The sequence below is a fragment of the Aeromonas popoffii genome (assembly GCF_000820025.1).
Taxonomy (GTDB): Bacteria; Pseudomonadota; Gammaproteobacteria; order Enterobacterales; family Aeromonadaceae; genus Aeromonas; species Aeromonas popoffii.
This window is the reverse complement of the sequence record NZ_CDBI01000030.1, coordinates 1-23,339: the sequence shown is the minus strand read 5'-3', so window position 1 is coordinate 23,339 and position 23,339 is coordinate 1. Positions and strand designations below refer to the sequence as shown.

General features: G+C 55.1%; 21 protein-coding genes, 1 tRNA gene and 1 pseudogene. 16 read left to right on the top strand and 7 right to left on the bottom strand.

Features of this window, described 5'->3' with window-relative positions:
- Positions 1 to 53: 53 nt before the first annotated feature.
- Together BN1129_RS06290 and pepA are read right to left on the bottom strand one after the other, a co-directional pair.
- Positions 54 to 506: pseudogene (locus BN1129_RS06290) on the bottom strand (DNA polymerase III subunit chi); the annotation flags it as partial.
- A 173-nt stretch (positions 507 to 679) separates the two neighbouring features.
- On the bottom strand, positions 680 to 2,188 hold the full coding sequence (pepA, locus tag BN1129_RS06285) for a leucyl aminopeptidase (RefSeq protein WP_042035237.1): 1,509 nt from the start codon (positions 2,186 to 2,188) through the stop codon (positions 680 to 682).
- Between the two features lie 172 nt (positions 2,189 to 2,360).
- Between pepA and lptF the strand changes: the two genes are divergently transcribed.
- Entirely contained in the window at positions 2,361 to 3,473 is a 1,113-nt protein-coding gene (gene lptF / locus BN1129_RS06280; RefSeq protein WP_042035235.1) for an LPS export ABC transporter permease LptF, read from the top strand.
- Positions 3,474 to 3,729: 256 nt separating this feature from the next.
- Entirely contained in the window at positions 3,730 to 4,800 is a 1,071-nt protein-coding gene (gene lptG, locus BN1129_RS06275) for an LPS export ABC transporter permease LptG (RefSeq protein ID WP_042035233.1), read from the top strand.
- A 67-nt stretch (positions 4,801 to 4,867) separates the two neighbouring features.
- On the opposite strand, the gene BN1129_RS06270 is transcribed toward lptG, so the two are convergent.
- On the bottom strand, positions 4,868 to 5,389 hold the full coding sequence (locus tag BN1129_RS06270) for an RDD family protein (protein WP_042035231.1): 522 nt from the start codon (positions 5,387 to 5,389) through the stop codon (positions 4,868 to 4,870).
- A 143-nt stretch (positions 5,390 to 5,532) separates the two neighbouring features.
- Here BN1129_RS06270 and BN1129_RS06265 point away from each other — a divergent pair.
- The 14 genes from BN1129_RS06265 (at position 5,533) to BN1129_RS23970 (ending at position 17,229) form a co-directional block, all read left to right on the top strand.
- Positions 5,533 to 5,618, top strand: a tRNA-Leu gene (locus tag BN1129_RS06265).
- Positions 5,619 to 5,877: 259 nt separating this feature from the next.
- Positions 5,878 to 7,083, top strand: coding sequence for a tyrosine-type recombinase/integrase (locus BN1129_RS06260; protein WP_042035229.1), 1,206 nt, complete (start codon positions 5,878 to 5,880; stop codon positions 7,081 to 7,083).
- 235 nt (positions 7,084 to 7,318) lie between these two features.
- Complete coding sequence (locus BN1129_RS22320) at positions 7,319 to 7,528, top strand: helix-turn-helix transcriptional regulator (protein ID WP_084204590.1); 210 nt, start codon at positions 7,319 to 7,321, stop codon at positions 7,526 to 7,528.
- Positions 7,529 to 7,538: 10 nt separating this feature from the next.
- On the top strand, positions 7,539 to 7,952 hold the full coding sequence (locus tag BN1129_RS06250) for a hypothetical protein (protein ID WP_042035226.1): 414 nt from the start codon (positions 7,539 to 7,541) through the stop codon (positions 7,950 to 7,952).
- Between the two features lie 14 nt (positions 7,953 to 7,966).
- The gene (locus BN1129_RS06245) at positions 7,967 to 8,746 is read left to right on the top strand and encodes an antA/AntB antirepressor family protein (RefSeq protein ID WP_042035224.1); all 780 of its coding nucleotides are present in this window, start codon (positions 7,967 to 7,969) and stop codon (positions 8,744 to 8,746) included.
- Entirely contained in the window at positions 8,743 to 9,267 is a 525-nt protein-coding gene (locus BN1129_RS06240) for a host cell division inhibitor Icd-like protein (RefSeq protein WP_042035223.1), read from the top strand. The genes BN1129_RS06245 and BN1129_RS06240 overlap by 4 nt, the downstream gene beginning before the upstream one ends.
- Positions 9,264 to 9,416 carry a hypothetical protein gene (locus tag BN1129_RS23160; RefSeq protein WP_157013281.1) on the top strand — a complete coding sequence of 51 codons (153 nt, stop codon included), beginning with the start codon at positions 9,264 to 9,266 and terminating at the stop codon, positions 9,414 to 9,416. The genes BN1129_RS06240 and BN1129_RS23160 overlap by 4 nt, the downstream gene beginning before the upstream one ends.
- Positions 9,413 to 9,673 (top strand): hypothetical protein, encoded by a 261-nt coding sequence (locus BN1129_RS06235; protein ID WP_042035222.1) that lies wholly within the window; start codon positions 9,413 to 9,415, stop codon positions 9,671 to 9,673. The genes BN1129_RS23160 and BN1129_RS06235 overlap by 4 nt, the downstream gene beginning before the upstream one ends.
- Positions 9,666 to 9,824 (top strand): hypothetical protein, encoded by a 159-nt coding sequence (locus BN1129_RS23155; RefSeq protein ID WP_157013280.1) that lies wholly within the window; start codon positions 9,666 to 9,668, stop codon positions 9,822 to 9,824. Before BN1129_RS06235 ends, BN1129_RS23155 begins: the two co-directional genes overlap by 8 nt.
- On the top strand, positions 9,817 to 10,173 hold the full coding sequence (locus tag BN1129_RS06230; protein ID WP_042035321.1) for a hypothetical protein: 357 nt from the start codon (positions 9,817 to 9,819) through the stop codon (positions 10,171 to 10,173). Before BN1129_RS23155 ends, BN1129_RS06230 begins: the two co-directional genes overlap by 8 nt.
- Positions 10,170 to 12,440 carry a DUF927 domain-containing protein gene (locus tag BN1129_RS06225; protein WP_084204589.1) on the top strand — a complete coding sequence of 757 codons (2,271 nt, stop codon included), beginning with the start codon at positions 10,170 to 10,172 and terminating at the stop codon, positions 12,438 to 12,440. Before BN1129_RS06230 ends, BN1129_RS06225 begins: the two co-directional genes overlap by 4 nt.
- Positions 12,441 to 12,848: 408 nt before the next feature.
- On the top strand, positions 12,849 to 13,739 hold the full coding sequence (locus tag BN1129_RS06220; protein ID WP_209418480.1) for a hypothetical protein: 891 nt from the start codon (positions 12,849 to 12,851) through the stop codon (positions 13,737 to 13,739).
- Positions 13,740 to 13,868: 129 nt separating this feature from the next.
- Positions 13,869 to 16,703: an SEC-C metal-binding domain-containing protein gene (locus BN1129_RS06215; RefSeq protein WP_042035318.1), complete on the top strand. Its 2,835-nt coding sequence runs from the start codon at positions 13,869 to 13,871 to the stop codon at positions 16,701 to 16,703.
- Positions 16,704 to 16,950: 247 nt separating this feature from the next.
- Entirely contained in the window at positions 16,951 to 17,229 is a 279-nt protein-coding gene (locus tag BN1129_RS23970; protein WP_209418479.1) for a hypothetical protein, read from the top strand.
- Between the two features lie 794 nt (positions 17,230 to 18,023).
- Here BN1129_RS23970 and BN1129_RS06210 read toward each other — a convergent pair.
- The 4 genes from BN1129_RS06210 to BN1129_RS06195 form a co-directional block, all read right to left on the bottom strand.
- Positions 18,024 to 18,725: a DUF2931 family protein gene (locus BN1129_RS06210; protein WP_042035221.1), complete on the bottom strand. Its 702-nt coding sequence runs from the start codon at positions 18,723 to 18,725 to the stop codon at positions 18,024 to 18,026.
- Positions 18,725 to 20,671, bottom strand: a complete 1,947-nt coding sequence (locus BN1129_RS06205) for a T6SS phospholipase effector Tle1-like catalytic domain-containing protein (protein ID WP_042035219.1) — start codon at positions 20,669 to 20,671, stop codon at positions 18,725 to 18,727. Before BN1129_RS06205 ends, BN1129_RS06210 begins: the two co-directional genes overlap by 1 nt.
- Positions 20,671 to 21,465 carry a DUF4123 domain-containing protein gene (locus BN1129_RS06200; protein WP_042035217.1) on the bottom strand — a complete coding sequence of 265 codons (795 nt, stop codon included), beginning with the start codon at positions 21,463 to 21,465 and terminating at the stop codon, positions 20,671 to 20,673. Before BN1129_RS06200 ends, BN1129_RS06205 begins: the two co-directional genes overlap by 1 nt.
- Positions 21,462 to 23,339: type VI secretion system Vgr family protein (locus tag BN1129_RS06195; protein ID WP_042035216.1), on the bottom strand; the 1,878-nt coding region annotated here is incomplete at its 5' end. The genes BN1129_RS06200 and BN1129_RS06195, both read right to left, overlap by 4 nt.

The following is a 23,339-nucleotide window of genomic DNA, read 5'->3' as shown; positions in this document are numbered from 1 at the left end:
GATGGATGGAGTCTGGTGTTGATTCTTTTTTTTGGATCAATAGGTTGCAGTCGGGGCTGCGCCGGATCCGGTGCGGCAAGGACGGGCTGATCCCTCATTTCGAGGGTATGGCCTGCCTGGCGATAGTGCTTGTAGCGCTCGCGGGCTTGCTGCTTTTGAGTTTCATCAGTGGGGACAAAATCTACCACTTGAGCGAAGTGTCCTGCAAACAAAGGTGTCGCACTGGCCAGATTGATGAGGCGAGCATAGCGCCGCTTCGGCGGTTGATGACCGATCTCCACCGGTGCCTGACCGCTCTCGCCCTGCAACTGATGGGGGACGAAGCGCTCCGGTGGCAGTTGCCACAACAGCTCGTCCAGGCGCAGGGCCTGAGCCTCATCGTCGCACAGCAGGTAGAGATGGCCCGCGCTCCAGCCATCGGCCACGAGTTGACAGGCGAGCCGCTCGACGGCGGTGGCCTGCGCGTCATCCGGCTCGCTCATCAGGTAAAAGGTCACTTGGCTCATCAGGTTGATCCCGTTTGCGGTGACGGACTATTGACCGCCGAAGAGGCTGACAGGGAGTTTTCCCGCCTGCTACTCACTGATTCAAGAATGAAACAAGGAAGAGGCGGGCCTCTTCCTTGTGGTACTGGGCAACTCCCGCGCTTCCGATGCATTCATCGGCAGGAGCAGGGGAGTTACTCCTTCTCTTCGATATCCACGCCAGCCCTGTTGAGCAGGAACTGGGTCAGCAGGGGCACCGGACGACCGGTGGAGCCTTTATCCTTGCCACTCTTCCAGGCGGTCCCGGCGATATCCAGGTGGGCCCAGTTGTACTTCTTGGTGAAGCGTGACAGGAAGGCGGCAGCGGTAATGGTGCCAGCGGGCCGACCGCCTATGTTGGCCATGTCGGCAAACGGGCTCTCCAGCTGTTCCTGATACTCGTCGAACAGCGGCAGGCGCCAGGCGCGATCGCCAGCCTGCTCGGAGGCGTTGAGCAGCTCGTGAGCCAGCGGGTTGTGGTTGGCCAGCAACCCTGTGGTGTGGTGGCCCAGCGCTATGATGCAGGCACCGGTCAGGGTCGCCACGTCGATGACGGTCTCGGGATCGTAACGATCCACATAGGTGAGCGCATCGCACAGCACCAGACGACCTTCCGCATCGGTGTTCAGGACTTCGATGGTCTGACCGGACATGGAGGTGAGGATGTCACCCGGGCGATAGGCGTTGCCACCTGGCATGTTCTCGCAACCGGCCAGCACGCCGATGACGTTGATGGGCAGCTGCAACTGAGCCAGGGCGTGCATGGTGCCGAGCACGGAGGCGGCGCCACCCATGTCGTACTTCATCTCGTCCATGCCTTCGGCTGGCTTGATGGAGATGCCGCCGGAATCGAAAGTCAGACCCTTGCCGACCAGCACGATGGGCTTGGCATCGGCGTTGCCCTTGTATTCGATGATGGCCATCATGGCCTCATTGTCGGAGCCACGGGCCACAGCCAGATAGGAGTTCATGCCGAGCTCGGCCATCTCCTGCTCACCGATCACTTTGGTAGTGATGTTGTCGAATGCATCGGCAAGACGACGAGCCTGGGAAGCCAGATAGGCCGGATTGCAGATGTTGGGCGGCATGTTGGCCACGTCACGACAGACCCGCACCCCTTTCGCCACAGCCAGACCGTGGGAGATGGCCTTTTCACCTATGGTCAGTTCCCGACGCGTCGGGACGTTGAACACCAGCTTGCGCAGCGGACGGCGCGGCTCGGCCTTGTTGGTCTTGAACTGATCGAAGCTGTAGAGGCCCGCCTTGGTGGTTTCCACCGCCTGGCGCACCTTCCAATAGGTATCCCGACCCTTGACGTGCAGTTCTGTCAGGAAGCAGACCGCTTCCATGGAACCCGTCTCGTTCAGGGTGGTGATGGTCTTGTTGATGATCTGCTTGTACTGGCGTTCGTCGAGTTCCCGCTCCTTGCCACAACCGACCAGCAATACGCGCTCGCTGAGCACGCCTGGTACTTGATGCAGCAACAGCATCTGGCCTGGTTTCCCTTCCAGGTCGCCACGGCGCAACAGCGAACTGATGTAGCCATCGCTGATCTTGTCCAGTTGTTCGGCAACCGGAGAGAGACGACGCGGCTCGAACACGCCGACCACGACGCAGGCACTGCGTTGCTTCTCTGGACTGCCACTCTTTACACTGAACTCCATGGAATCTCCTACATCCTAAAGACAAAAGGCACCTTTTATTGAATAATGCGGTGCTTGTTGGGGTATCAGAGGCGGAGCGAACAGCCATAGGCTCCGCAGTTCAAACTGGTAAAAATCCAATATACGGCCCTATTTTTCAGGCATTCAACTAAAAACACAAGTTTACTTGGGAATGACTGTGATCGTTTTCCGATATTTGTTCAGGGAAACCCTGAAAACCCAGCTGGCAGTGTTGTTCGTGCTGCTGCTTATCTTTGTCAGTCAACAATTTATCCAGATCATCGGTGATGCCGCCGATGGCGAGGTGCCAACACGCCTGGTCTCTACCCTGTTGCTGCTCAACCTGCCCAATATGGCGCTGTTGATGCTGCCTATCAGCCTCTTTTTAGCCATCTTGTTTGCTCACGGTCGCCTGTATGCCGAAAGTGAGATGACTGTGATGCATGCGGTGGGGTTCGGCCACCGCTTTGTGATGCGCAGTGCCATGGTGCTGGCGTTGCTGACCGCGGCCATCGCCGCTTTCAATACCGGCTGGATCGCCCCTCAGGCCAAAGAGCGCGAGTATCAGGTAATCGACGAATTCAAGGCCGATCCGGGTATCTCCTTCCTGCAGGCGGGCCGTTTCATGGAGCTCGACAAGGGGCGTCTCGTTGTCTACATCCAGGAGCTGAACGACAAGGGCTCCCGGCTGCAGAAGATCTTCGTGCTGCAGCGCTCTCAGGAGGGCAAACCGCCCTCTGTGGTGGTGGCGACGGAAGGGGTGGTGACGGTCGATGAGAACGGCCTGCAGTGGCTGACCCTGAAGGACGGATCCCGCTACGAGGGCCACTTCAGCAGCAAGCAGTTCCAGATCTCCGAATTTGATGAGTTCAGCCTGGTGATCCGCCAGCAGGAGATGGAGCGAGCCAGCCGCAAGGCGGCCGCCAAGCCGACTCTGGATCTGTTGGGTACGCAGGACAACGGCATGATGGCCGAGTTGCAGTGGCGCCTGTCGTTGCCGCTCTCCATCCTGGTGCTCACCTTCCTGGTGGTGCCGCTGGCCAGGGTCAACCCCCGTCAGGGGCGCTATGCCAAGCTGCTGCCTGCCATCTTGCTCTATCTTTCCTACTTCCTGTTGCTCAGTGCGGCGCGCTCGGCCATCGACAGCGGACGCCTGCCTCATTGGCCGGGCATGTTCCTGGTGCCGCTGGCCTATCTGCTGTTGATCGGTCTGCCGCTCAACCTGCAGGGCACCAGCTGGTGGAACGGGATCAAGACTCTCTATTTCAAAAGAAAATCAGCATGATGCTGCAACTTAGGAGCCATCTGTTGATGGTTGGCATTCTCGACAGGCATATCAAAATGGGTCAGCGCGGTATCGCTCCTGTTTTATGCACAGTATTTCAAGGCGAATCAGTATGATGCTGCCACTTAGGAGCCTCTGTTGATGGTTGGCATTCTCGACAGGCATATCAAATCGGGTCAGCGCGGTACCGCTCCTGTTTTATGCACAGTATTTCAAGGCGAATCAGTATGATGCTGCAACTTAGGAATCTCGGCTGATGTTTGGCATTCTCGACAGATATATCGGCAGGGTCATTTTCATGGCAATCCTGTTGTGTCAACTGACCCTGGTCGGGCTGGCTGCGCTCATCAAATATGTTGAGCAGCTCAGAGCCGTGGGGGAAGGCAACTACGACATGATCAATGCGCTCTATTTCGTCATGCTCTCCATGCCCAAGGAGGCGGTTCAGTTCTTCCCGTTGGCCGCCCTGCTGGGTGGGCTCATCGGGCTGGGCCAGTTGGCGAGCAGCTCGGAGCTGGTTGTGATGCAGGCGGTGGGGCGTTCCAAGATCAGTATCGTGATGGCGGCGCTCAAGACTGCCATCCCCTTGATGATACTGGTGGGCCTGATGGGTGAGTATGTGGCGCCCATCGCCAAGCGGATGGCGGATGATATCAAGGCGGGCGCCCTGTCTGAGGGGCGACTGACGGTCTCTGCCTACGGGGTGTGGGCCCGCGATGGCAATAACTTTGTCAACATCAACGGGGTGCGCAACGATGGCGCCCTCACCGGCATTACCCTCTATCGCTTCACGCCCGAGCGCAGGCTGATCGATATCCTCCAGGCGCAGGAAGGGGTGTTTGAACAGCATCACTGGCTGCTCAAGCAGGTCATGGTCACCCGCTTTGACGATCCCAAGCAGATCCAGAGCGAGACGCAGGCCCAGATGGAGTGGACTTCAGAACTCACCCCCAAGCAGCTGGGGGTAGTGAGTATCAATCCTGAAAATCTGCCGGTGGCCGGGTTGCTCGACTACATCGGCTATCTGGATGCCAACAAGCAGGATTCCGGGCGTTACAAGCTGGAGATGTGGCGCAAGCTGCTGTCGCCGCTCTCCGTCGTGGCCATGATACTGCTGGCCTCCTCCTTCATATTCGGCCCGCTGCGTTCGGTGAGCATGGGGGCGCGGATGCTGATGGGCATCATGACCGGCTTTGCCGTCTACGTGAGCGATCGGGTGTTCGGCCCCGTCAGTCTTGTGTATGCGGTGCCACCTATCCTGGCCGCCATCGCGCCCAGTCTGCTGTTTGGCGGTATCTCTTTCTATATCCTCAGTCGCAAGCAGTAATACGCTGTGCGGTAATGCAAAGAGGGCACCTGTTGGTGCCCTCTTTCGTTGCTGCGTTGGCCTGCAATTACTTGTTCAGCATCTCCAGATTTTCCTGTTTGCCGAGCACTACCACTTCGCATTCGGACCAGATGTCCTGAAATGCGCGCGGTGCCTTGCGGTTGAACAGGCACAGCAGGTTGCCGAGGCCGAATGCTGCCGTCGCCAGCCGGATCAGGGCCTGGGTGATGCGGATGTTGCTGCCATCCGCATTCTGGATGCGCAGGCGCCAGGCGCGCATGCCGACGGTCTGACCGGCACGAGTCCAGAACCAGGTGTAAAAACCACAGATGATGAAGGCGAGCCAGGCACTGTAAATCGGGCTGGTCAGCAGCCAGGAGGCATCTTTGCCTTCCGGCAGGGTGGCCGCGCCGGTTGCCAGCAGCAGGTGTGCCACCCCCATCCCGATGAAGCCGGCGATGATCAGCAAGGAGATGACTACCAGATAGTCATAGAGCAGAGCGCCGAGTCGGCGCAACAGGCCTGCCGAAGGGTAGTGGGGGACTGTGTGGGAGGTGGATGCGGGTTGGACTGGTTTACGCTTGGCCATCGTTCTTATTCCATTAATATGATGCGGGCATTCTATGTAACTGACCCTGCATCGGCAAGGCGTTGAATAAATGAGCAAACGAGCGTGTTCAATAGAAAAACCCCTTGCATGGCATCGCACCATTCGTATAATCCCTCGCAGTTGCCCGGGTGGCGAAATCGGTAGACGCAGCGGATTCAAAATCCGCCGATGAATAATCGTGTCGGTTCGAGTCCGACCCCGGGCACCATATAACAGATTCATGCCGTCTCACGGCAGACCAGAAACCCGCATAGCGTAAGGCTTTGCGGGTTTTTTGTTGTTCCTCGTCGTATCATACAATCTCACCACATCCCTCCATATTTGGGGGGATCTCTGGGGGTAGAAGTCTAAAGGGGGCTAGAAAGTACCCCTACTTGCCGCTAGCCCCCGCCACTTCTGGTCTGTGAACCGTGGCTTATCCCTCCAGCGCGTGCCATGTACCCCAAGTTCAAACGGGAGATACCCCCATGCCGCTATCTGATACCGCCGCTCGACAAGCTAAGTTCAATGGCAAGCAGCAGAAACTGGCTGATGAAAAAGGCCTATTCTTGCTGATCACTTCGTCTGGGAAGTATTGGCGCCTCAAGTTCCGCTTCGGTGGCAAAGAGAAGGTGCTGGCGTTGGGGGTGTACCCAGAGGTTTCCCTGAAAGAGGCAAGAGTTAAGCGAGAGGATGCTCGCAGGTTGTTGGCAGAGGGTATCGACCCCAGTCTTGCTCGTAAGCAGAGCAAGATTGCTAGCCGACTCGCCAGCGAACACAGTTTTGAGGTAGTGGCTAGAGAGTGGCATCAAAGCCAGCTAGCTCGCTGGAGCCCGGGACATGCCAAGAGGGTGATAGAGTCCTTGGAGGTTGATGCCTTCCCTGATCTGGGGCTGGTGCCGGTTACTGAGTTGACCGCCCCTATGATGTTGGATGCTCTGCGCAAGGTAGAGGGAAGGGGGGCCACCGAGACCGCTGGACGGGTACTGCAGCGGATCAGTTCAATCATGCGTTATGCCATCCAGACTGGGCGGGCCAGCTACAACTCGGCCCAGGATTTGAAAGGGGCGCTCAGGGCCACCAAGCAGGAACACCGGCCAGCATTACCGCGGGCTGAACTGCCGGAATTTTACCGGCGCTTGGCGGCTGAGCCGTTGAACCCCGCAACCCGTCTAGCCTTCCATCTACTGATACTGACGATGACCCGCCCTGGTGAGGTCCGTTTCGCTCGCTGGGATGAGTTCGACATCGAGCGTGCCGAGTGGCGGATCCCGGCCGAGCGCATGAAGATGCGAGCTCCCCATATAGTGCCTCTCTCCCGACAGGCACTTACCGTACTTGAGGAGCTACGCCAGGTGACTGGGCATTGTGAACTGCTGTTCCCGAGTGAGCGCAAGCTGACTAATGCTATGAGTGAAAATACCCTGTGTTATGCCATGGGGCGGATGGGGTACATGGGGATTGCTACTCCACATGGGTTTAGGGCCCTTGCGTCCACCACTTTGAATGAGGAAGGTTTCAACCCTGACGTTATAGAGCGTCAGCTTGCTCATGCTGAGCGTAACAAGGTGAGGGCTGCATATCACCGGGCTGAGTATCTGGATGACCGCCGTAAGCTCCTGCAATGGCTGGCCGACTTCTACGAATCACAACAGGGCGGGAATATTCGTCCGGTGAATTTCAATAGGGGTTAGAGAAGAGAGGTGTGGTGAAACTTTAAGCAACTGCTTGACTCGTTATCACACCAACGTTAGGATTCTCCCAACATGGCCAGTTCTCTCGAGAACAGGCCTTTTTTGTATCTGAACCCAGCCATTGTGCTGGGTTTTTGCATTGGAGGTTCAAACCCAGCTCACCGACTTACCACTCATTGATAGCCCCTAAAACCCGACCACAGTGTCGGGTTTTTTCATTTCTGGAGTACACCAAATGGCATTACCAAAAGAGGGATTTGTTCGAGAAGCACAGCTTGTGACCACTGGCGATAAGGTTGGCCCGTTGCCATTCAGTAAATCAACGCTGTGGCGGATGGTCGCAGAAGGCAAGTTCCCCAAGCCGATCAAGTTAGGGCCTCGCTTGACTGCATGGCGCAGTGAAGAGGTTCACGAATGGATTAACTCACAAGGCAACGCAGCTTAAGGAGTCGGGTATGCAAAAAGAAAAAGGCCGTACCGCGAACGGCACGACCCTGCTTGAGCGAGGCCAGCATATCACCAAGTATGAACTGGTCGCCACACACCTGCTGGAGCAAGGAGTCCAGGGGGTCAGCGCCTTGTCAGGCCTGGCCGGTCTGCATGATCTCAACTTGCGTAACAGCATCTGCCTGATGCGCCGCGAACACGGTATCTGCATCCTCGATGCGTTCTTTACGCACGAGCACAGCGGTGGCGGTACTACTTGCTTCAAGCGCTACTGGCTGGCAGACCGTGAGCAAGCCAACAAGCTGGTGGGCCTGATCAACTACTGGCGCCAGCAGCGCCAGGCTGCCCCGCTGGCCGATGACTACGCCGCCATCCTGTGCGCTCGTACACCGGTAGTCAGTCCTTTACCCCCAGCCGCTTAACCCCGAGGTATGCCATGAAAAAACAATATGGGCTCACTGCCCAGGGCGAAGCCTTGCCCAAACTCAGCCAACAGGCTCAGCTATCCCTGGCCAAGTGGTTACCGCTGACCAAGTGGGACATAGGAGGTATGCAGGTGAACACGGTCAGTGCCCGGGAGCTTCATGACTTCTTGACGGTGGGCCGTGATTTCTCAACCTGGGTACAAGAACGCATCGCTGAATACGGCTTCATCGAGGGTGTGGATTTCGTCAGATTTTTCCCCGAAACCGGGGAAAAATCAAAACGAGGTCGCCCACAAAAGGAGTACGCCCTAACCCTCGATGTAGCCAAAGAGCTGTCCATGGTCGAGCGCACCGACGAGGGCCGCCGTGCCCGTCGTTACTTCATCGACTGTGAACGTCGCTTATCCATAGTGGCTCCCGAGCAACACGCAGCCGCGTTAGCCCACCGGCAAGCGCAACGAGAGGTGACCAAGGACTACCATAGGCTGATGTGTCGGGCACTGCAGCTTACCCGCATCAATGCAGGCAAGGAGACCAAGTCTCATCACTACAGCAACGAACTGAACATGCTCAATCGGCTGGTGCTGGGATTGGATGCCAAGCATTGGTCCGAGCTGCATGGTGGTTGCCGGGAAGTACGCCAGCACATGAACTCTCACCAGCTTGAGCAGATCGCATATTTGGAGCGCAGCAATGCGACCCTGATTGATGCCGGGATGCCATTTGCCGAGCGCAAGGCTCACCTGGCCGTGATGCTGACGGCCAAAATTGAGCAGGAGGGCCGAGCATGATCCGCCATCCTCTCTTGTCCCACAGCGTCCAACAGAGTACGATTCTCCACGCAACGGCAAAATCCGTTGCCGGGCGTAGGAACCCGGTTAAGACGATAGCGCCGACCCACGCGCTTGCGTGGTTTTTTGTCGGTGCTCGACCCCCATTTACTTGGGTACTGCTCGCCTACCTGGCGATCGGTATCTACAGCGTTATGGTGGCTCGGGCGGGGCAGCCGCAAGGCTGGCCGGTTTCTATTGTCGCCGGTATTCCTACCCCCGTTCGGGCTACCACCATGAGCGTAGGAACTCTGGTCGGTAGTGAAGACCTATCGACAATAGAGGCTGCCATCATGGCTACTGTCCCCATCCCCGTTGTATTCAAAACGTTCACCTTCCTGATCACCCATGGCGTTCGTCGCCTGGCAGTCCTTCGCTATATCCGCACCATTGCCACCTCCGAGGCGCTAGCCCGAGCCAATCATGCTGACCTCCCCCTGGTGTTTGTGTCGCGTATTCCCATCGGGGGAACCACCACATGACCCCACCCTCCCATTTAAACATCCTGATTGAACAATTCGCCGACACCCTCGAGCAAACCGACCTCTGTTGCCAAGAGCGAGCGCAATTTGGCGCATTGCTCGATGCCCTGCGCATTGAAGCCACCCTCTGCCAGGAGGTGCTGTCATGACCTACTTTGCATGGGCTAACGGCAGCAATCCCCCGATTTACATCGGCCCCACCCATTCCAGAACCGGAAAGCGTTCACAGCAAGGTAGCCTGAGTGCCTTCGCCACAAGCAAAGAGAGAGGCCTGTTTATTCAGCAGACCCATGGGGCCGCGGTGGCTGTCACCGCCAAAGAGGCTCGAGCGCTCAAAGCCGGTTTAGATGACCGGTCGTTTAATGAGCTGGTTGCCGTTTTGCAGGGAGAGATAAGCCATGAGTAATCAACTGATCACCGCCCTTAATAGCCGTATGTGGCGTGAACTATCGCGCTATCCACTGCGCCCTTTGGTTCTGCGGGAGTTGTTCAAGCGGGTAACCAAGGCCCATAAGCAGCAGGGTGCGAGCAATGCAACAGGGGGTTGCCATGACTGATATCAACAAGCTGGTGGATCAGCTCGCCCAAGCCTACCTGGCTACCCGAGGCACTGAGTTTGTCCACCTTGATGTACGCCTCCCTCTGACCTTGGGCACGCAGATACTGGCCATTCACAACAACATTGTGGCTGCTCACCTTGAACATGCCGGAGCCAAGCAGGGGCTGGCTGATGCCCTGCTGATGCTGCGTCATATGGTGGTTAACGGGACACTAACCGCACTGGGGGCGCTGGTGATGGACCAGATGAACTGCGCCTTCTGCGCTGATGTGCGGCAGATGCTCAATGAGGGCAAAGACCCGATGGCAGAGCTGGCGAGCGAGTACAACGGGAGGGCGACGCAATGACCACTACACACCCGGGAGCTGTAAGCTCCCCCTCCCGTAAGGCTCCTGCCACGGCTTCGGTGGCAAACTCCTTTCTCAAGTTTGCTGATCTGCAAGATCAGGGGGTCATCGTGATCCACACCGGAGAGCAGGCCAACCGTGATGCCAATATCAGAGCCACTCTGCAGCGAGCGCACAACGACGCGCTCATGGCGGACAACCCGATAGACCCAGAGGTGGAGCCTGAGCAGACGCTTCATGTCAGTCCTGGTCAACTGGGAGAGATCACCAAGCTCTACAAAATTGCCGACAGCGATGCCACCCGAAAGATCATCGTTCACCAAGTCGGCAACCTGGCGACCGAGAAAGCCAAACGCCTGATCCTGGAGTTGCAGAAGCAGGCCCCTAACGCTGAGCTATACCAAGGCCATCAGGGCCAGAATGCCACGCAGTGGCAACTGGTGGAGGTAGTGGCGCTAGAGCAAAGCCTCAGCGCAGAAGCCAACCAGCACGAGGCACCCTGGCAAATGAGCGTGGTGCCGCTTCACCCGATGCGTGATGACGACGCGCTTGGGAAAAATGGCCTGCCGAAGGGATTTGAGATCCAGGGTGATCGCCTCTGTGCCTGGGAGCTGGTCGGTCGAGGTGATGAGGCCCGTCGAGAGCTGGTGCCCATATCAAGCCCTGTGCGCGTGCTGGCAGAGACCGCTGATGAACATGGCCGAGGCTATGGCCGCTTGCTGGAGTGGCATGACAGCGCAGGACGCGTGCGCCACTGGGCCATGCCGGTACGTTCACTGGTCCCGCGTAATGGTGAGGAGGTCTTTGCGGCTCTGCTGGATGCGGGGCTGCCTTTCATCGAGCTGGGGAACAAGCGCAGGCTAGCCGCCTACTTGATGGCCTGTCGCCCAGAGAAGCGAATTACCTGTGTCGAGCGTACCGGCTGGCATGGTCAAGCCTATGTACTGCCTCAAGGGGCCATTGGCCCAGATGCCGAGGGGGTGATCCTGCAGACCGCAGGATACGCAACCAACGACTTCACCGAGCACGGCACCCTGGCCGACTGGCAACAGGGGGTTGCCGCATTGGCAGTGGGTAACTCCCGCCTCTGCTTTGCGCTATCACTGGCCTTTGCTGCGCCCCTACTGTCGCTGATCGGCATGGAAGGCGGTGGTTTTCACCTCAAGGGCGAGAGTACCGACGGCAAGACCACGGTGATGAAAGCGGCAGCCAGTGTTTATGGCCACCCAGATCGCTATGGCCAGACATGGCGGGCCACCGGTAACGCGATCGAGGGGATTGCCAGCCGCCGCAATGATGCCCTGCTCTGCCTGGATGAACTGGGCGAGCTCGATGGTCGGGAGGCCGGTCAGACCGCCTACATGCTGGCGAATGGCCAAGGCAAGGGCCGCAGTAAACAGGATGGCGAGCTCAGAGAGCGTAAGGCATGGCGATTGCTGTTCCTGTCCACGGGTGAGTTGAGTCTTGAGGACCATGCCGCCAGTGCCGGGAAGAGTACCCAGGCAGGGATGGAGGTGCGCACTATTCAGATCCCGAGCGATACCGGTCACCATGGCGCCTTTGAGTGGCTACATGGCCTTGAGAATGGGCGCACCTTTGCAGACACCCTGAAAGCCAACTCAGATAAGCATAACGGTACCGCCTTTCGTGCTTTTATCGAGCACATTGCCACCGATATGACGAGCCATGGACTGCAGTTGCGGGCAGATGTGAAACGACTAGCTGACGAGCTGACCCCCAAGGGGGCTGGGAATCAGGTGGGCCGGGCGATCAACCGCTTTGCACTGGTCGCAGCTGCAGGCGAACTGGCTACCAAATTAGGTGTGACGGGCTGGCCGGAAGGCGAAGCGGTTCGAGCGGTAAGGGTTTGCCTCAAGGCGTGGCTGGCAGAACGGGGGCACCTGGGCAACAAGGAGGATGAGGCAACGTTGGTGCAGATATGTGCTTTCATCAGTGCCTACCAGTATTCGCGCTTTGCTGACTGGTTTGATCCCAATCACCGCCCGGTCAACATGGTGGGCTTTCGCAGGGTCGAACCCGAAGGGGTGAGCTTTTATATTTTGCCCCTTGGCTGGTTGGAGATCACCAAAGGACGAGACCCTAAACGCGCGGCCTTTCTTTGTCTTGAGGCAGGTTATCTGCTGACCGATAAAGACAAGAAGCGGCTACAGCGACAGGTCAGATTACCCGGTCTAGGCAAGGGGATAAGGGTCTATGTGCTGGGAGAACGGGTATTGGGCGAGGAGGGTGATGACCCGGACGATTAATCACCCCAGCCAACAGGCATTAGAGTGTCACCGAGTGTGGCCCTTTTCTTTCTTGCCTCAGACGCGCACGTGAAAGAACAAACAAAAATGGTGGCTACAGTGGCTACACCATATAAAAACACCGTTGTAAGCCTTATATATCAAGGGTTGGAGGTGTAGCCACTAGCCTAATTTTTAGTGGCTACACAATGGCTACAGTGGCTACATCAAAGGATGGAGATCAGCTGTAAATAGGTTTGTAGCCACGTGTAACCACCACTTTTTTGGGTAGTGGCTACACAACAAACCCAGCAACGGCGCGGACTAGAGGGGCACTGTAGCCGCGTAGCCACTGTAGCCACCGTTTTTTTGATATATGGAGTGCGAACAGCCGATCGAGATCACTCTTTTTCGGAACTGGAGGTTTCATTGAGATTGACCAATCAGCAACGAGCAGAAGTGATCAACCTGCGCCGCCGTCATTCACTCAAAGAGGTGGCCGCTCTGACGGGCCTATCCTTGGGCACAGTGAAGGCCTCTATCAGCCGCTCAGGGCTTTTTACCGATAACCCTAAGCATCGGGGCATGTTCACCTTGCCTGTGCAACTGACGAGCACAGAGACCCTACCAGTGGCTCAGGAACTACCGCCTCAGCAGGTGGTAACCGGAGACCAAGATATTGATGCCCTGATCTGGTTACGCCAGGTGATAGAGACCGGTGACCCTGGCCGCATTGCGCAAGCCATGGAAGCTGCAGAGCGGATCACCGCCCCACTCGATGAACTGGAAACACGATACGGAAAATGGCTGGTGCTCCGTGCCGGGCATGTCATGGCGGGCCTTGGCAGTATCGGCTTTGCCAATCTTGATGATCTTGCCGACCGGACTATGGAGCGGCGAGCCAATGAAGCAGAGGCCATGAAGCGGTTCGGTGATGCTTTGTGGAATGATACTCAGGCAGAGGCATTTTGCCTGGAGGCCCTGCGCACCGTAGAACAAGTGAAATGGGATTACCCACCAGAGCGGGTGGCCGAACGGTTCAAGGCCCTGCCTGAGCTGATGCCGCATACCCTGAGTGACTGCCTGCACGAGCTGACCTACTGGGATGATCTCTACCGCCTGCGCCGGGCCTCAGATAGCAGCGGCGATTACGAGAACAGCATGGCGTCGAATGCCCGAGAGTGGTTTGTCTTTGGCCTGTTAGCCGAGCTGCGGCCACGAGCCCGAGAAGAAGCCAAGGAAACGCTCCGGTACTTGATGGATAGCGAGCGCAACGATATGCCAGAGATGGATCAGATTTTGGAGAATCTAGTCAGTTAACCCTCAAAATCATTTTTAAGTGCAACATCAAGCACAGATATATCATTGAGTGGATTCGATAGTTCCTGAATGCATCCTGTTGGTGTTAATGTGTTGTTCATCACTATGGTGACCTTTAGGAGTGAGGAAATGCAAAACGAAAATGATAAAATGGCTTTAGCTGTACTGGATTCCGCTCAATTAACTCGCATTGAAGCTGTACATAGAGGGTTTTTATACCAGCATTTGTATGCAGTTGGCTGTCTATTATTGGCGCCTAAGCTTGCTATAGATATAGTACAGATTGAACTTGATGAGGATATAGAGCTTGTTGCTGGGGGACGACATATTTATGTGCAGGTCAAAACTCGTTCTAACGCGATAATACCCAGTGATATTGATGGAGCTCTGGGGCGCTTCGAACTAATACGAAAAGAACATAATGAGAAGAGACGCAAAGGAGAAGCTTTATTTGTTATCGTGGCCAACCAAGCACCTGGTCCTAAACTTCAGAAAGCAATCGATGAACATCAACTGCCTCCTGATGTTTTTTTCCTATCCCCACATTCTCCTGCAGAGCCTTTTCTGGATCTCCCACCCGCCTGGTTGACGCTGCTTGATGCTGCAACTTGGTGTGTCACTGAAGCGGAAAAACTGAATTTTTCGATGTTATCTCCAGAATCCTTAGTGTGGAAATTAGCAGGGCTGGTACAACTTGCCGCTACGGGAAGCGTCCTAAACAGAGAACACTTATTCCACGCAAACGATCTTCCAGCATTATTTGAACAGTTAATAGTTCAGCTACAGGACTTCCCCACACCTCCAATTTTATATAGACCGCAAAAAATGGAGCCGTCACTTACATCTGAGGCCCATGTCCGTATCATTTGTGGTTTATCTGGTGCAGGAAAGACAGCGTGGGCGGCACAAGCAGCAGTACATTGTACGGATTTGTGTGCTTACTATGATGTAGGTGACCTGCCGGGACCCGCATTAGCAAGCACACTGGTACGTGAACTAGCTGCAAAGTTTGCAAGCAAAGATCGGGATGGCTTGCGCAAGATCCTTCTTCCTGGTTCCAGTGGTTATGAAGCTCTCAGAACGTTCGACTCATTCTTAAAACAGCAGAACGTCACACTGTTGCTGGTATTGGATAATGCGCATCGAATACCTGTAGAGAACCTGCGTAATGTCCTGAATGCGGCGACCAACATACGCTTTGTCCTGCTATGCCAACCCCATGACAATGTTCGTGAACTAGAAGCTGTGTTGGATCTCCAGCGCGAAACGCTCCTAGGTTGGGACATTGATACAGTGGCCGCTGCAGTGGATGAACTGGGCGGTTTTGGCACAGCCCTGGGATATGAACAACTGAGAGCCTACACAGGGGGTCTACCGCTATATATCCAAAGCGCATCCAAGATTGCAGTCTCAGGCTACCATGGTGACATCGACGCACTTTGCGCCGAACTTCAACAGCAAGAGAATAGTGTTGAGACTGCACAGGAAGTGATTCTTACACGTGTTTATAGGGCATTAGACGAATTAGTTCAAGACTCCCTAGCATTATTTAGCTTGGCTGACGTAGGGTTAAGTCGTGAGGAAGTTTCTGAGCTCCTAGTTAAGTCCCTTAATGTTTCAAAAAGTGCTGCAGCTATACTAATAAAAAAAATGCGAGTCACGGGTAATATAGAAATATTTGGCAATCAAACAATGAAAGTCCATGACGCCATAAGAGCATTAGGTCTACAACATCTGGAGCTAATGAACCCTCAGGTGACTAACAATGCATTGTTAGCTTTAAGGGACCTGTTGATCACAAGTCTTCATGAAACTCGCGACACTTCAAGGTTCTCCTTGTTAACGCAGGTTTTCATCAGGCTCAACGATGCCATGGCGCTTATTTCTCTTTCAGGTGAGGAACTATTTCATGAAATGGGAATCACTGTAGACATAATGGCAAGCCTTGAAAACGCATTAAAATCAGATGCGTTGGACCCTGTTCATAAATTCTGGGCTTTAGATGGAATTATTTTTTCTGAATTTAGGCAAGGGAATTTTGATAAAGCTTATCAGCGATTTGAAGCTATGGAGGTGCTACTCGCAGAGAATGAGCTTGGCCATAGCGAGGAAATTGCCTATGTAATGAAGAAGATTTTGTTTTTAGCCGATGTTGGTAATGCCAACGAAGTTGAACAGCTTGTGAAAGATTTTCGCTACAAACTACCAGATACCGATCATAAACGTATTTTTGACTATAACTATGCAATTGCTCTGTGGAAGCTGAAGAAACACAAAGACGCAGAGGTTTTGTGTCAAGAAATAATAGGCGATTATTATCGTATAATCGGAATTAATCCTGATGATGTAATAGGTAAAAATGCAGATGTGTTGTGGGAGATAATAAATAAGACAGAAAATGTACAAGAGCATATTAAACATCTTGCAGATGCCCTTGAGCTTTACGCTAGAACCCTGGATGCTCAGAGGAAAATATCTCCATTCGCTCGTATTCATTCTATGAAATTTTACAATATGGTTCAGGCTGCAGACTCTATGGTTCGGGTAGGACAGGATCTGGCTGATGATTTTGTTGCTAGAGAAGATTATGTAGGTGCTCGGGAGGTCATGGAACAGCACGTGCTGCCAGTGGTACATAGAGAAGGTCTAGTGAATCGATTAATTCAGGTCCGAAGTCAGTATGCGGTAATACTTGCCCTTTGTGGACAACACGATGAAGCTGGCGCGGAAATGCAGCTTTTGGCACCTTATATTGAAGGACTAACTGGAGACCAACGGACGGAAATTGAAAACCAGTCAAAATACATAGCCCGGCTAGCCTACCAAGCTAGACTTGCCACTCCGACTAGGCCCATCACTCAGAAACCAAAATCTGCAGTTATAGGCTTATTTGGGAGAATTGGCAGAAATGAGCAATGTCCTTGCGGTTCCGGTCTCAAATTTAAACGGTGTCACGGAGTATGACGAGACTCTTGCAAGGAATGCAGCCTGTAATTACTAGACATTCAAGTGATGTAGCCGAGTTCTGTCACGTGGTCGCCCGATAATTGAAAGGACCTAGAAAGAGATGAAAGAACATCCATTTACTCGCCCAACTATTGTAGCTGCAATCGAACTTCTTGGGATAACACTGACTCAGGCAAAGTTCGATCTACTTACGGTACGACTGGGGCTAGACGAGAATATTGCCCAAGGGCCCTAGAAAAGTGTTATGGCAAAGAGTGCCTTACTGGCACGTATCGTGAACCAGCGCGCGACAGAGATCGTCAGCACTCTAGACGGCACGGTGACTCTAGCAGAAGCCGCGGTACGCGAGGCGGTGAATGTAACCAGATCATCTAACTCAAATGGAGCGCAAGATAGACTGCTAAGAGGGCTAGCACTTGATGGCTATGTTGTGTCTTGGGATCCTGACACACAATCGCCATTACTTCGCGCAGCATTGCCTGGTGAAATTGATCTTCCTGCAACCGATGACGAAATTCATTAATTGCTAAAGCAATTCGGTTTCACCATGCCATTAGGACACTTGGATCAAGCAATTGACGCACATACGCGTGGCGATTGGGCCGCGGCAAACAGTCAAATTCGTACCTACTTAGAAGGCTTAATCAGTGAAATTGCCTCGAACATTGATCTGCAGAAGGCTACCGAACTATCCTCAAGCGAGAATCATCGAGCTTGGCTTGCAGGACAAGGTTTTCTGTCCATCAGCAGGAATGAATGGACTAGTGATGGAAAGAATTACCTGAATGGTTTGTTCAAGATGCTTCATACCGACGGATCGCATCCCGGCCTCTCAGACGAAGATCACAGTACTTTTCGACTGCACCTTGGACTTATAACTGGTCGAGTCTTACTTCGCCGCCTTAACAACGGTACCTAAAGGTGGCCATTCTGACTGATTCCAAATAGATGAATAAGGCGCGAAGTGTATTGGGTTCAGAGGGTATATCTGGTTGACGTTAATCGGACCGCATGATTTGGGAGGCATGCTCTAACCTAAGTCAGCTATTATCCTCGCTGCCACCTGGTGGGCTCTGTTCATGCGGCGCCATTCCCTGGCCATTAGCTGTGCTCACCAGGTGGCTCTCTACATCAACAATGCCGTGGTTTCCCTGACACAACCCATGCTTCATCGCTCTGATAGCGGCAACTCCGAGCCTAACTCGACGGGGCTCCGTTACACCCGGTACCGCCACTGGCCGCAAACTCCGCGCTTAAACCGGTAAGGTAGTAACGACTCGTCACATTTGCGCAATTGCCCTAAACTGAAGCGCTTCATCATTGCACTGGGTCAGTATCCGTCTTAGGCTGTGCTGCGCGATAGGCGTCCATGATCGGAGCCCAAGCCATACCACTGGGAGGGGGATATTGCTTGTAGGCATCCGTGTAATCTTTGTCAAAACGTGCCCAAGCATTTTTAAACTGACTGGATAGAGGGTAACGTTGATCATAAGGGTCATCAGTAACCTCTTTAGCAATCCCCCTGGCCAGCAAGATATCAGGCTTCACTTTGGCGTTGGTTAAAAATGCTTCCACATAGCCGCCTGTGGCCATACCTAAGCCAATGTTATCGCGACGTACCTCACGCCATTCATCCCTCACCTTGATGCGATAAGGTTGCGCAATCATGCGTTCCAGTTCTGCTGGCAAGGCTAGGCTAATGCGATAGCGCTTTTTATCATGGAATGAAATCCACTCTACCTCTACCTTATCAGGAGCGGGGTGAATATCACGACGCCCCTTGCCAATGCGCCAGCGATAATCTTTGGCCTTAAGAGCTTTAGGGCCGACAAAACCGGCAGAACCATTGGTCGAGGCATCCACCAACTTACCTTGACGATAAAAGAGTACCTCCGTCACCCATAACTCATCAGCGTTCGAACCCACCATATGGCGCCAGTCCAGTTGTTTGAGGTCTGTGGGGGCAGCTTGGCAGGCTGCGACTAACGGCAACAGCAGCAATAAGAGTATCCAGCGCATTAATAACCTCCCTTTTCATTACCCGTCAGCTTGCGGATCTCTTTGTCACCAACCCTATTGGGCTTGTTGACTAACCCGGTATCTGCGCTGTAGTGCAAGTAACTCAGTCGCAACTTTTGGTACATCTCGTCAGGTAAGCGTCGAGCCAAGTTGATCACCTCTCCGCGCCGTTTGGCCGCATCAACCCAGAGTTCATCGAGTTTTGCCAGGTTCACTGTGGGGTATGAAAGAGCGCTGTTCATCATCAAATCCCGTCGAGTGGGGTCCCACTCTATAAATGGCGCTCCAGCATCCCGCGCCGCTTCCACCATCATGTGCAGCGGTATGCGTGAATATTCCCCCTCCACCACCCGGTGCAGAACCACATCGACGCAGATATTTCTATGCCCCCCAGATTGACTGCCCGTGATCGGCCCCAGAGCCCTGGGACGCACATTCAGATAACCAAGCTGAGTGGCATCACTATGGCTAGCCAGAGACACAACGCCCTTGCCCCAGCCTTGCCCAGCCCGCATCTTGGCATAAGCACTGGCATCGCGATATGCTTGGGCATCGATGGGATGAACATGTGGCATCGCATCGGTATTGAAGGTCGCGATCACGCAGTTTTCAGTGATCAGCGGTGATGCGTAGTTGGGATCACGCAAACTCCAGCGGCTGTAATAGCCGCCACCGATATCAGAGTGGGCGCCGGGAATAATCACTTCGGTAAAATTCTCCGCGAGTGCGGTGCCTGCGGCATCGTCGGTGATACGGGTCAAGTCAAAGTGATAGCGCCACTCGTCAGCCGCCACAATATGCACCACTCGTTCAGCACAATCAGGGGTCAGCGCCACATTACGTTTACCCCACAGATAGGAGCTGACCACGGTATCAAATAACCCGACAAACTGAATACGCACATCATCGCGGCTGGCCCAATCAAAGCCGGTCTTCAGGGGGATATCGGGGTCAGCAGCCATGGCCTCCACCAGTGGGTGGTCCCCTTTCTTATCGATACGGTTTACAAACTGGCGAGCAGCAGAGGCGCCCCGGCTAAAGCCAAAAACATCGAACTCGACCTTATGGATGCACTCAATGGTGGGCAATATGCTTTCAAGTTGTTCTTTTATCTCCGCAACAATTTGAGTACGACAAGCCTCTTCGACACGGGAAGCGCTGGAGGTCTGGCCCTTATCTGCCCCCAACCCTGCTGTGGCGTCATCCTCACCTTTGGCAGTGCCAATACCTTCAACATATACCGCTACTGTCAGCTCTGTTTCGGTTGGCCGTCTATACAGTTCATGTGCCTTGCCAATATTGGTGACGTCGTTTTTCTCGCTGTTATTAAGATCATCAGGCAACGCCCCTTCAAAACACTGCTCCAGCAATACCTGCTGCTCTTCCGGGCTGCATTGCGCCAAGGCGGTCTCCAATGCACTTTTCCCTTCCCTGTGCTTGAAGGTGTTGTTGGCGGTGCCATCAAAGAACACCCCGATACGCAGGGTGGTGAGCTGATAGCCCTTCACTTCAATCACGTAGGAGTGCTTGGTGATAAAGCGCGGTGGTTGGGCCCCGGCTTTGTGCGCTTCCGGTAGCGGCTGTTCTGGGTCGCTGAGGCAGAGGTCGCCGGTGGTCACTTTGACATGCTCGCGCTTCACGTCGCAGTGCCCCCAAAATTTCTCGGTGTAGGCGGGAACCTGGCTGGTTTCGCCCTCTTTCAGGGCTTCACGGGACTGAGCAACTTTGAGCCAAGGTTGGGTCTCCAGCTTGACCGTCACCGGCCCCACCGCAAAGCCTTGTACCAGGGTTGGACCGTCTTTCAGGGTCACGGTTTTGCTGGTGCCGGTGGCATCGGTCAAGGTGGCTTTTTGCCCCTTGAACGAGCGGCTCTGTTCATCGCGAACGTCTATCTCAATCCAGCAGTTGTTCTTCTCGCAGGGGATGCAGTGGGCACTGATAGCCATTACACGGCTCCTATCAAGTCAGGGTGTTTGTTCAGCCAGTTATTCACCTGAGCCATTTCGTCGTCGGTCAGCATCAATGGCGCTCTGATGGCATCTAGCGCCATGCTTGCCTGCAGTGTGAGAGCGCCAGCCACCACGCCATCAAGGACGTCACCTGCCAGCCCAGCTTGATTGGCCTGCTTGAGGACGGTGGTAATGGCGGCTTCCGGATTGGGATGACGCACCATCATATCCTCCATCCGTTGCCAGAAGTGGCGAGAGAGGATGTAGGCGTGACGGCTTTCGTCATACAGCGGCGTCAGGTGGTGAGGCTGAATGCGCAACCAGGGGGCTTGGCGGGGAGTAAATTCGGTATCAGGTGTGCGCTGCCACGCACTGTCGTTGGCCCACAGGCTTGAGCAAGGCCCCAGTACATCATCGAGCTCCTGCTGACTCATGGTGGCCAGCATCTTGGGAAAGACTCGATTGTCGGCATAACGCAGCCACATCACCTCACCTTCGAAGGCCACCTCAATCAGGCTTTGCCAGTGCTGCAGGACGACGTCGATAGCAGCATCGCTAGCGACATATACGCCCCCCAATTGAGGGTGAGCGGCAATAAACTCGGGAGCGGGGTTGGGCAGTAGCCAAGGGCCTTGTTCGGCTTGGTCTGCAAAAGCGGTACCGGCAAACAAGGGGATGGCATTAGCACCGCCCTGGTTGCAGTAGTCCGCCACTGCAGAGGTATCTAGCGCGGCATCGACGATGGCAAATAGTTGGCCGGGATGTTGGCTACGCCACTCTTGAAAGGTCATGCCTTACCTCCCTGAGCAAAGGGGCAGGGTTTCACCAGCGGTGCCATGGACTCCATGCTTTTTTGAATGGCGCTTGCCGGGATAGTCGCTGGTGGAGCGGGTGGTACTTTGACCACCCCCGGCAAGCCCGGCATTTGGCCCGCCCAACCGGAGCCCGAGCCGGGACTGCCGCCTGAGTTCATCTTGATAGTGGGACCAACCAGCGTCACCCCACTGGGGTCTACCTTCACAAAGCTACCGCCGACCTTGAGCGTCAGCTCGGAGCCTGCTTCCAGCACAATCTTGTTACCGGCCTTGATGTGGACCTCTTGGCCAGCCTCAACCAGCAGCGACTGGGCCAGCTTCTGGTGCAGAGAAGCATCGACCGTGAGGGAGTAATCCGCCTTGATGTGGTCGCGCTTCTCACCCTCCACCGTCAGGTGGTCGTTGGCCTTGATGCGGGTCACCCGCTCGTTGTCGATGTCGGTGTGCTGGTCATGCTTGATATGCCAAGCAGCGTCGTTCTCTATCAGCACGTTCAGGTCTTTCTGACCGTGGATGTAAATCTCTTCCTGCCCCGCCTGGTCTTCAAAACGCAGCTCGTTGAAGCCTTCCCCCTGATGGGTCTCGGTGCGCAGCACTGTGCGCGTCTTGTTGGCTGGCAGCTCGTAAGGCGGTCGGTTGGTGGCGTGATAGGTGCGGCCCGTCACGATGGGCTGGTCGGGGTCCCCTTCCAAAAAGCTCACGATGACCTCGTGGCCGATGCGCGGGATCGCCATCATGCCGTACTGGCCACCGGCCCAGCCCTGACTCACCCGCACCCAGCAGGAGCTCTGGTCGTTGGAGCTGCCGTAGCGGTCCCACGGGAATTGCAGTTTTACCCGGCCATGCTCGTCGCAGTAAATCTCCTCCCCTTCCGGGCCCACCACTATCGCGATTTGCGGGCCATCCACCATCGGCTTGTGGGGCATCTCGGGACTGCCCATACGCGCCCGCCAGGTGGTGCTCGCTTTCACTACGCCAAATTCGTTGTGGTAAACGGTCGGGCCGCTGCCGCCCTCTTCCTCCAGCGCCTGTGGCTGTTCGCCGGTATGGCTGATACGCACAATTTGCCAGTCGGTGTTGAGGCTGTCGTTCGGGTGTTCGGTCAGCGAGAAGCTTTGCCCCGGCAAGAGGGCTGCGCTGTTGGACTTGCCACTGCCGCTGACCGCGTCATTGCGCAGGGCATCGAGCCGGTGCTGGGCAAACGCCTTGCCACTGCCGTCCTGCTTGTAGCGGCCCGGATAGTCAAAATGCTGGTAAGTGTCGCGCTGGTGCTCGAGCTCTGCCCCCATTTTCTTCTGGGAGAGGCCATAAGCCGGGGTCTTGAAGCTGTAGTCCTTGAGCTCTACCTCTGAGGGGCGCACCGATTCGCGGTAGTGGAACTGGCGCACATAGGCGCCCTGTTCCAGCGAACGGTTGCCGAGGTTAAAGAAGAGCTCAGGGCCAGCGGTCAATGCAGCTGCATCGTCGGCAAACACGATGCGATGCTTGCCTGCTTCAAATTCGTGGAAGTAGAACAGCCCCTCTTCGGCAGCGAGGCGGTTAACAAAATCGAGGTCGGTCTCGCGGTACTGCACGCAATATTCGCGCTGGGCGTGCTCGTTTTTCAGGGCAAAGGCGTAGTCGGTGATGCCGTGTTCTTGCAGCAAAATGGAGAGGATTTCATCAGGCTTCTGTGCCTGGAAGATACGGGAGTTTTGGCGAAGGCCCAATCGCCACAGCGCAGGTTTGACGTGCAGCTGATAGCGGGTGCGGCGAAAGCCGCTGTCCCCTTGCGCAAAGTCGCTCACTACCCCGCATACCCGGCGTTGCAGCTCGCCGTGGTACCACACCATCAGCTCGCAGGGCTGGTC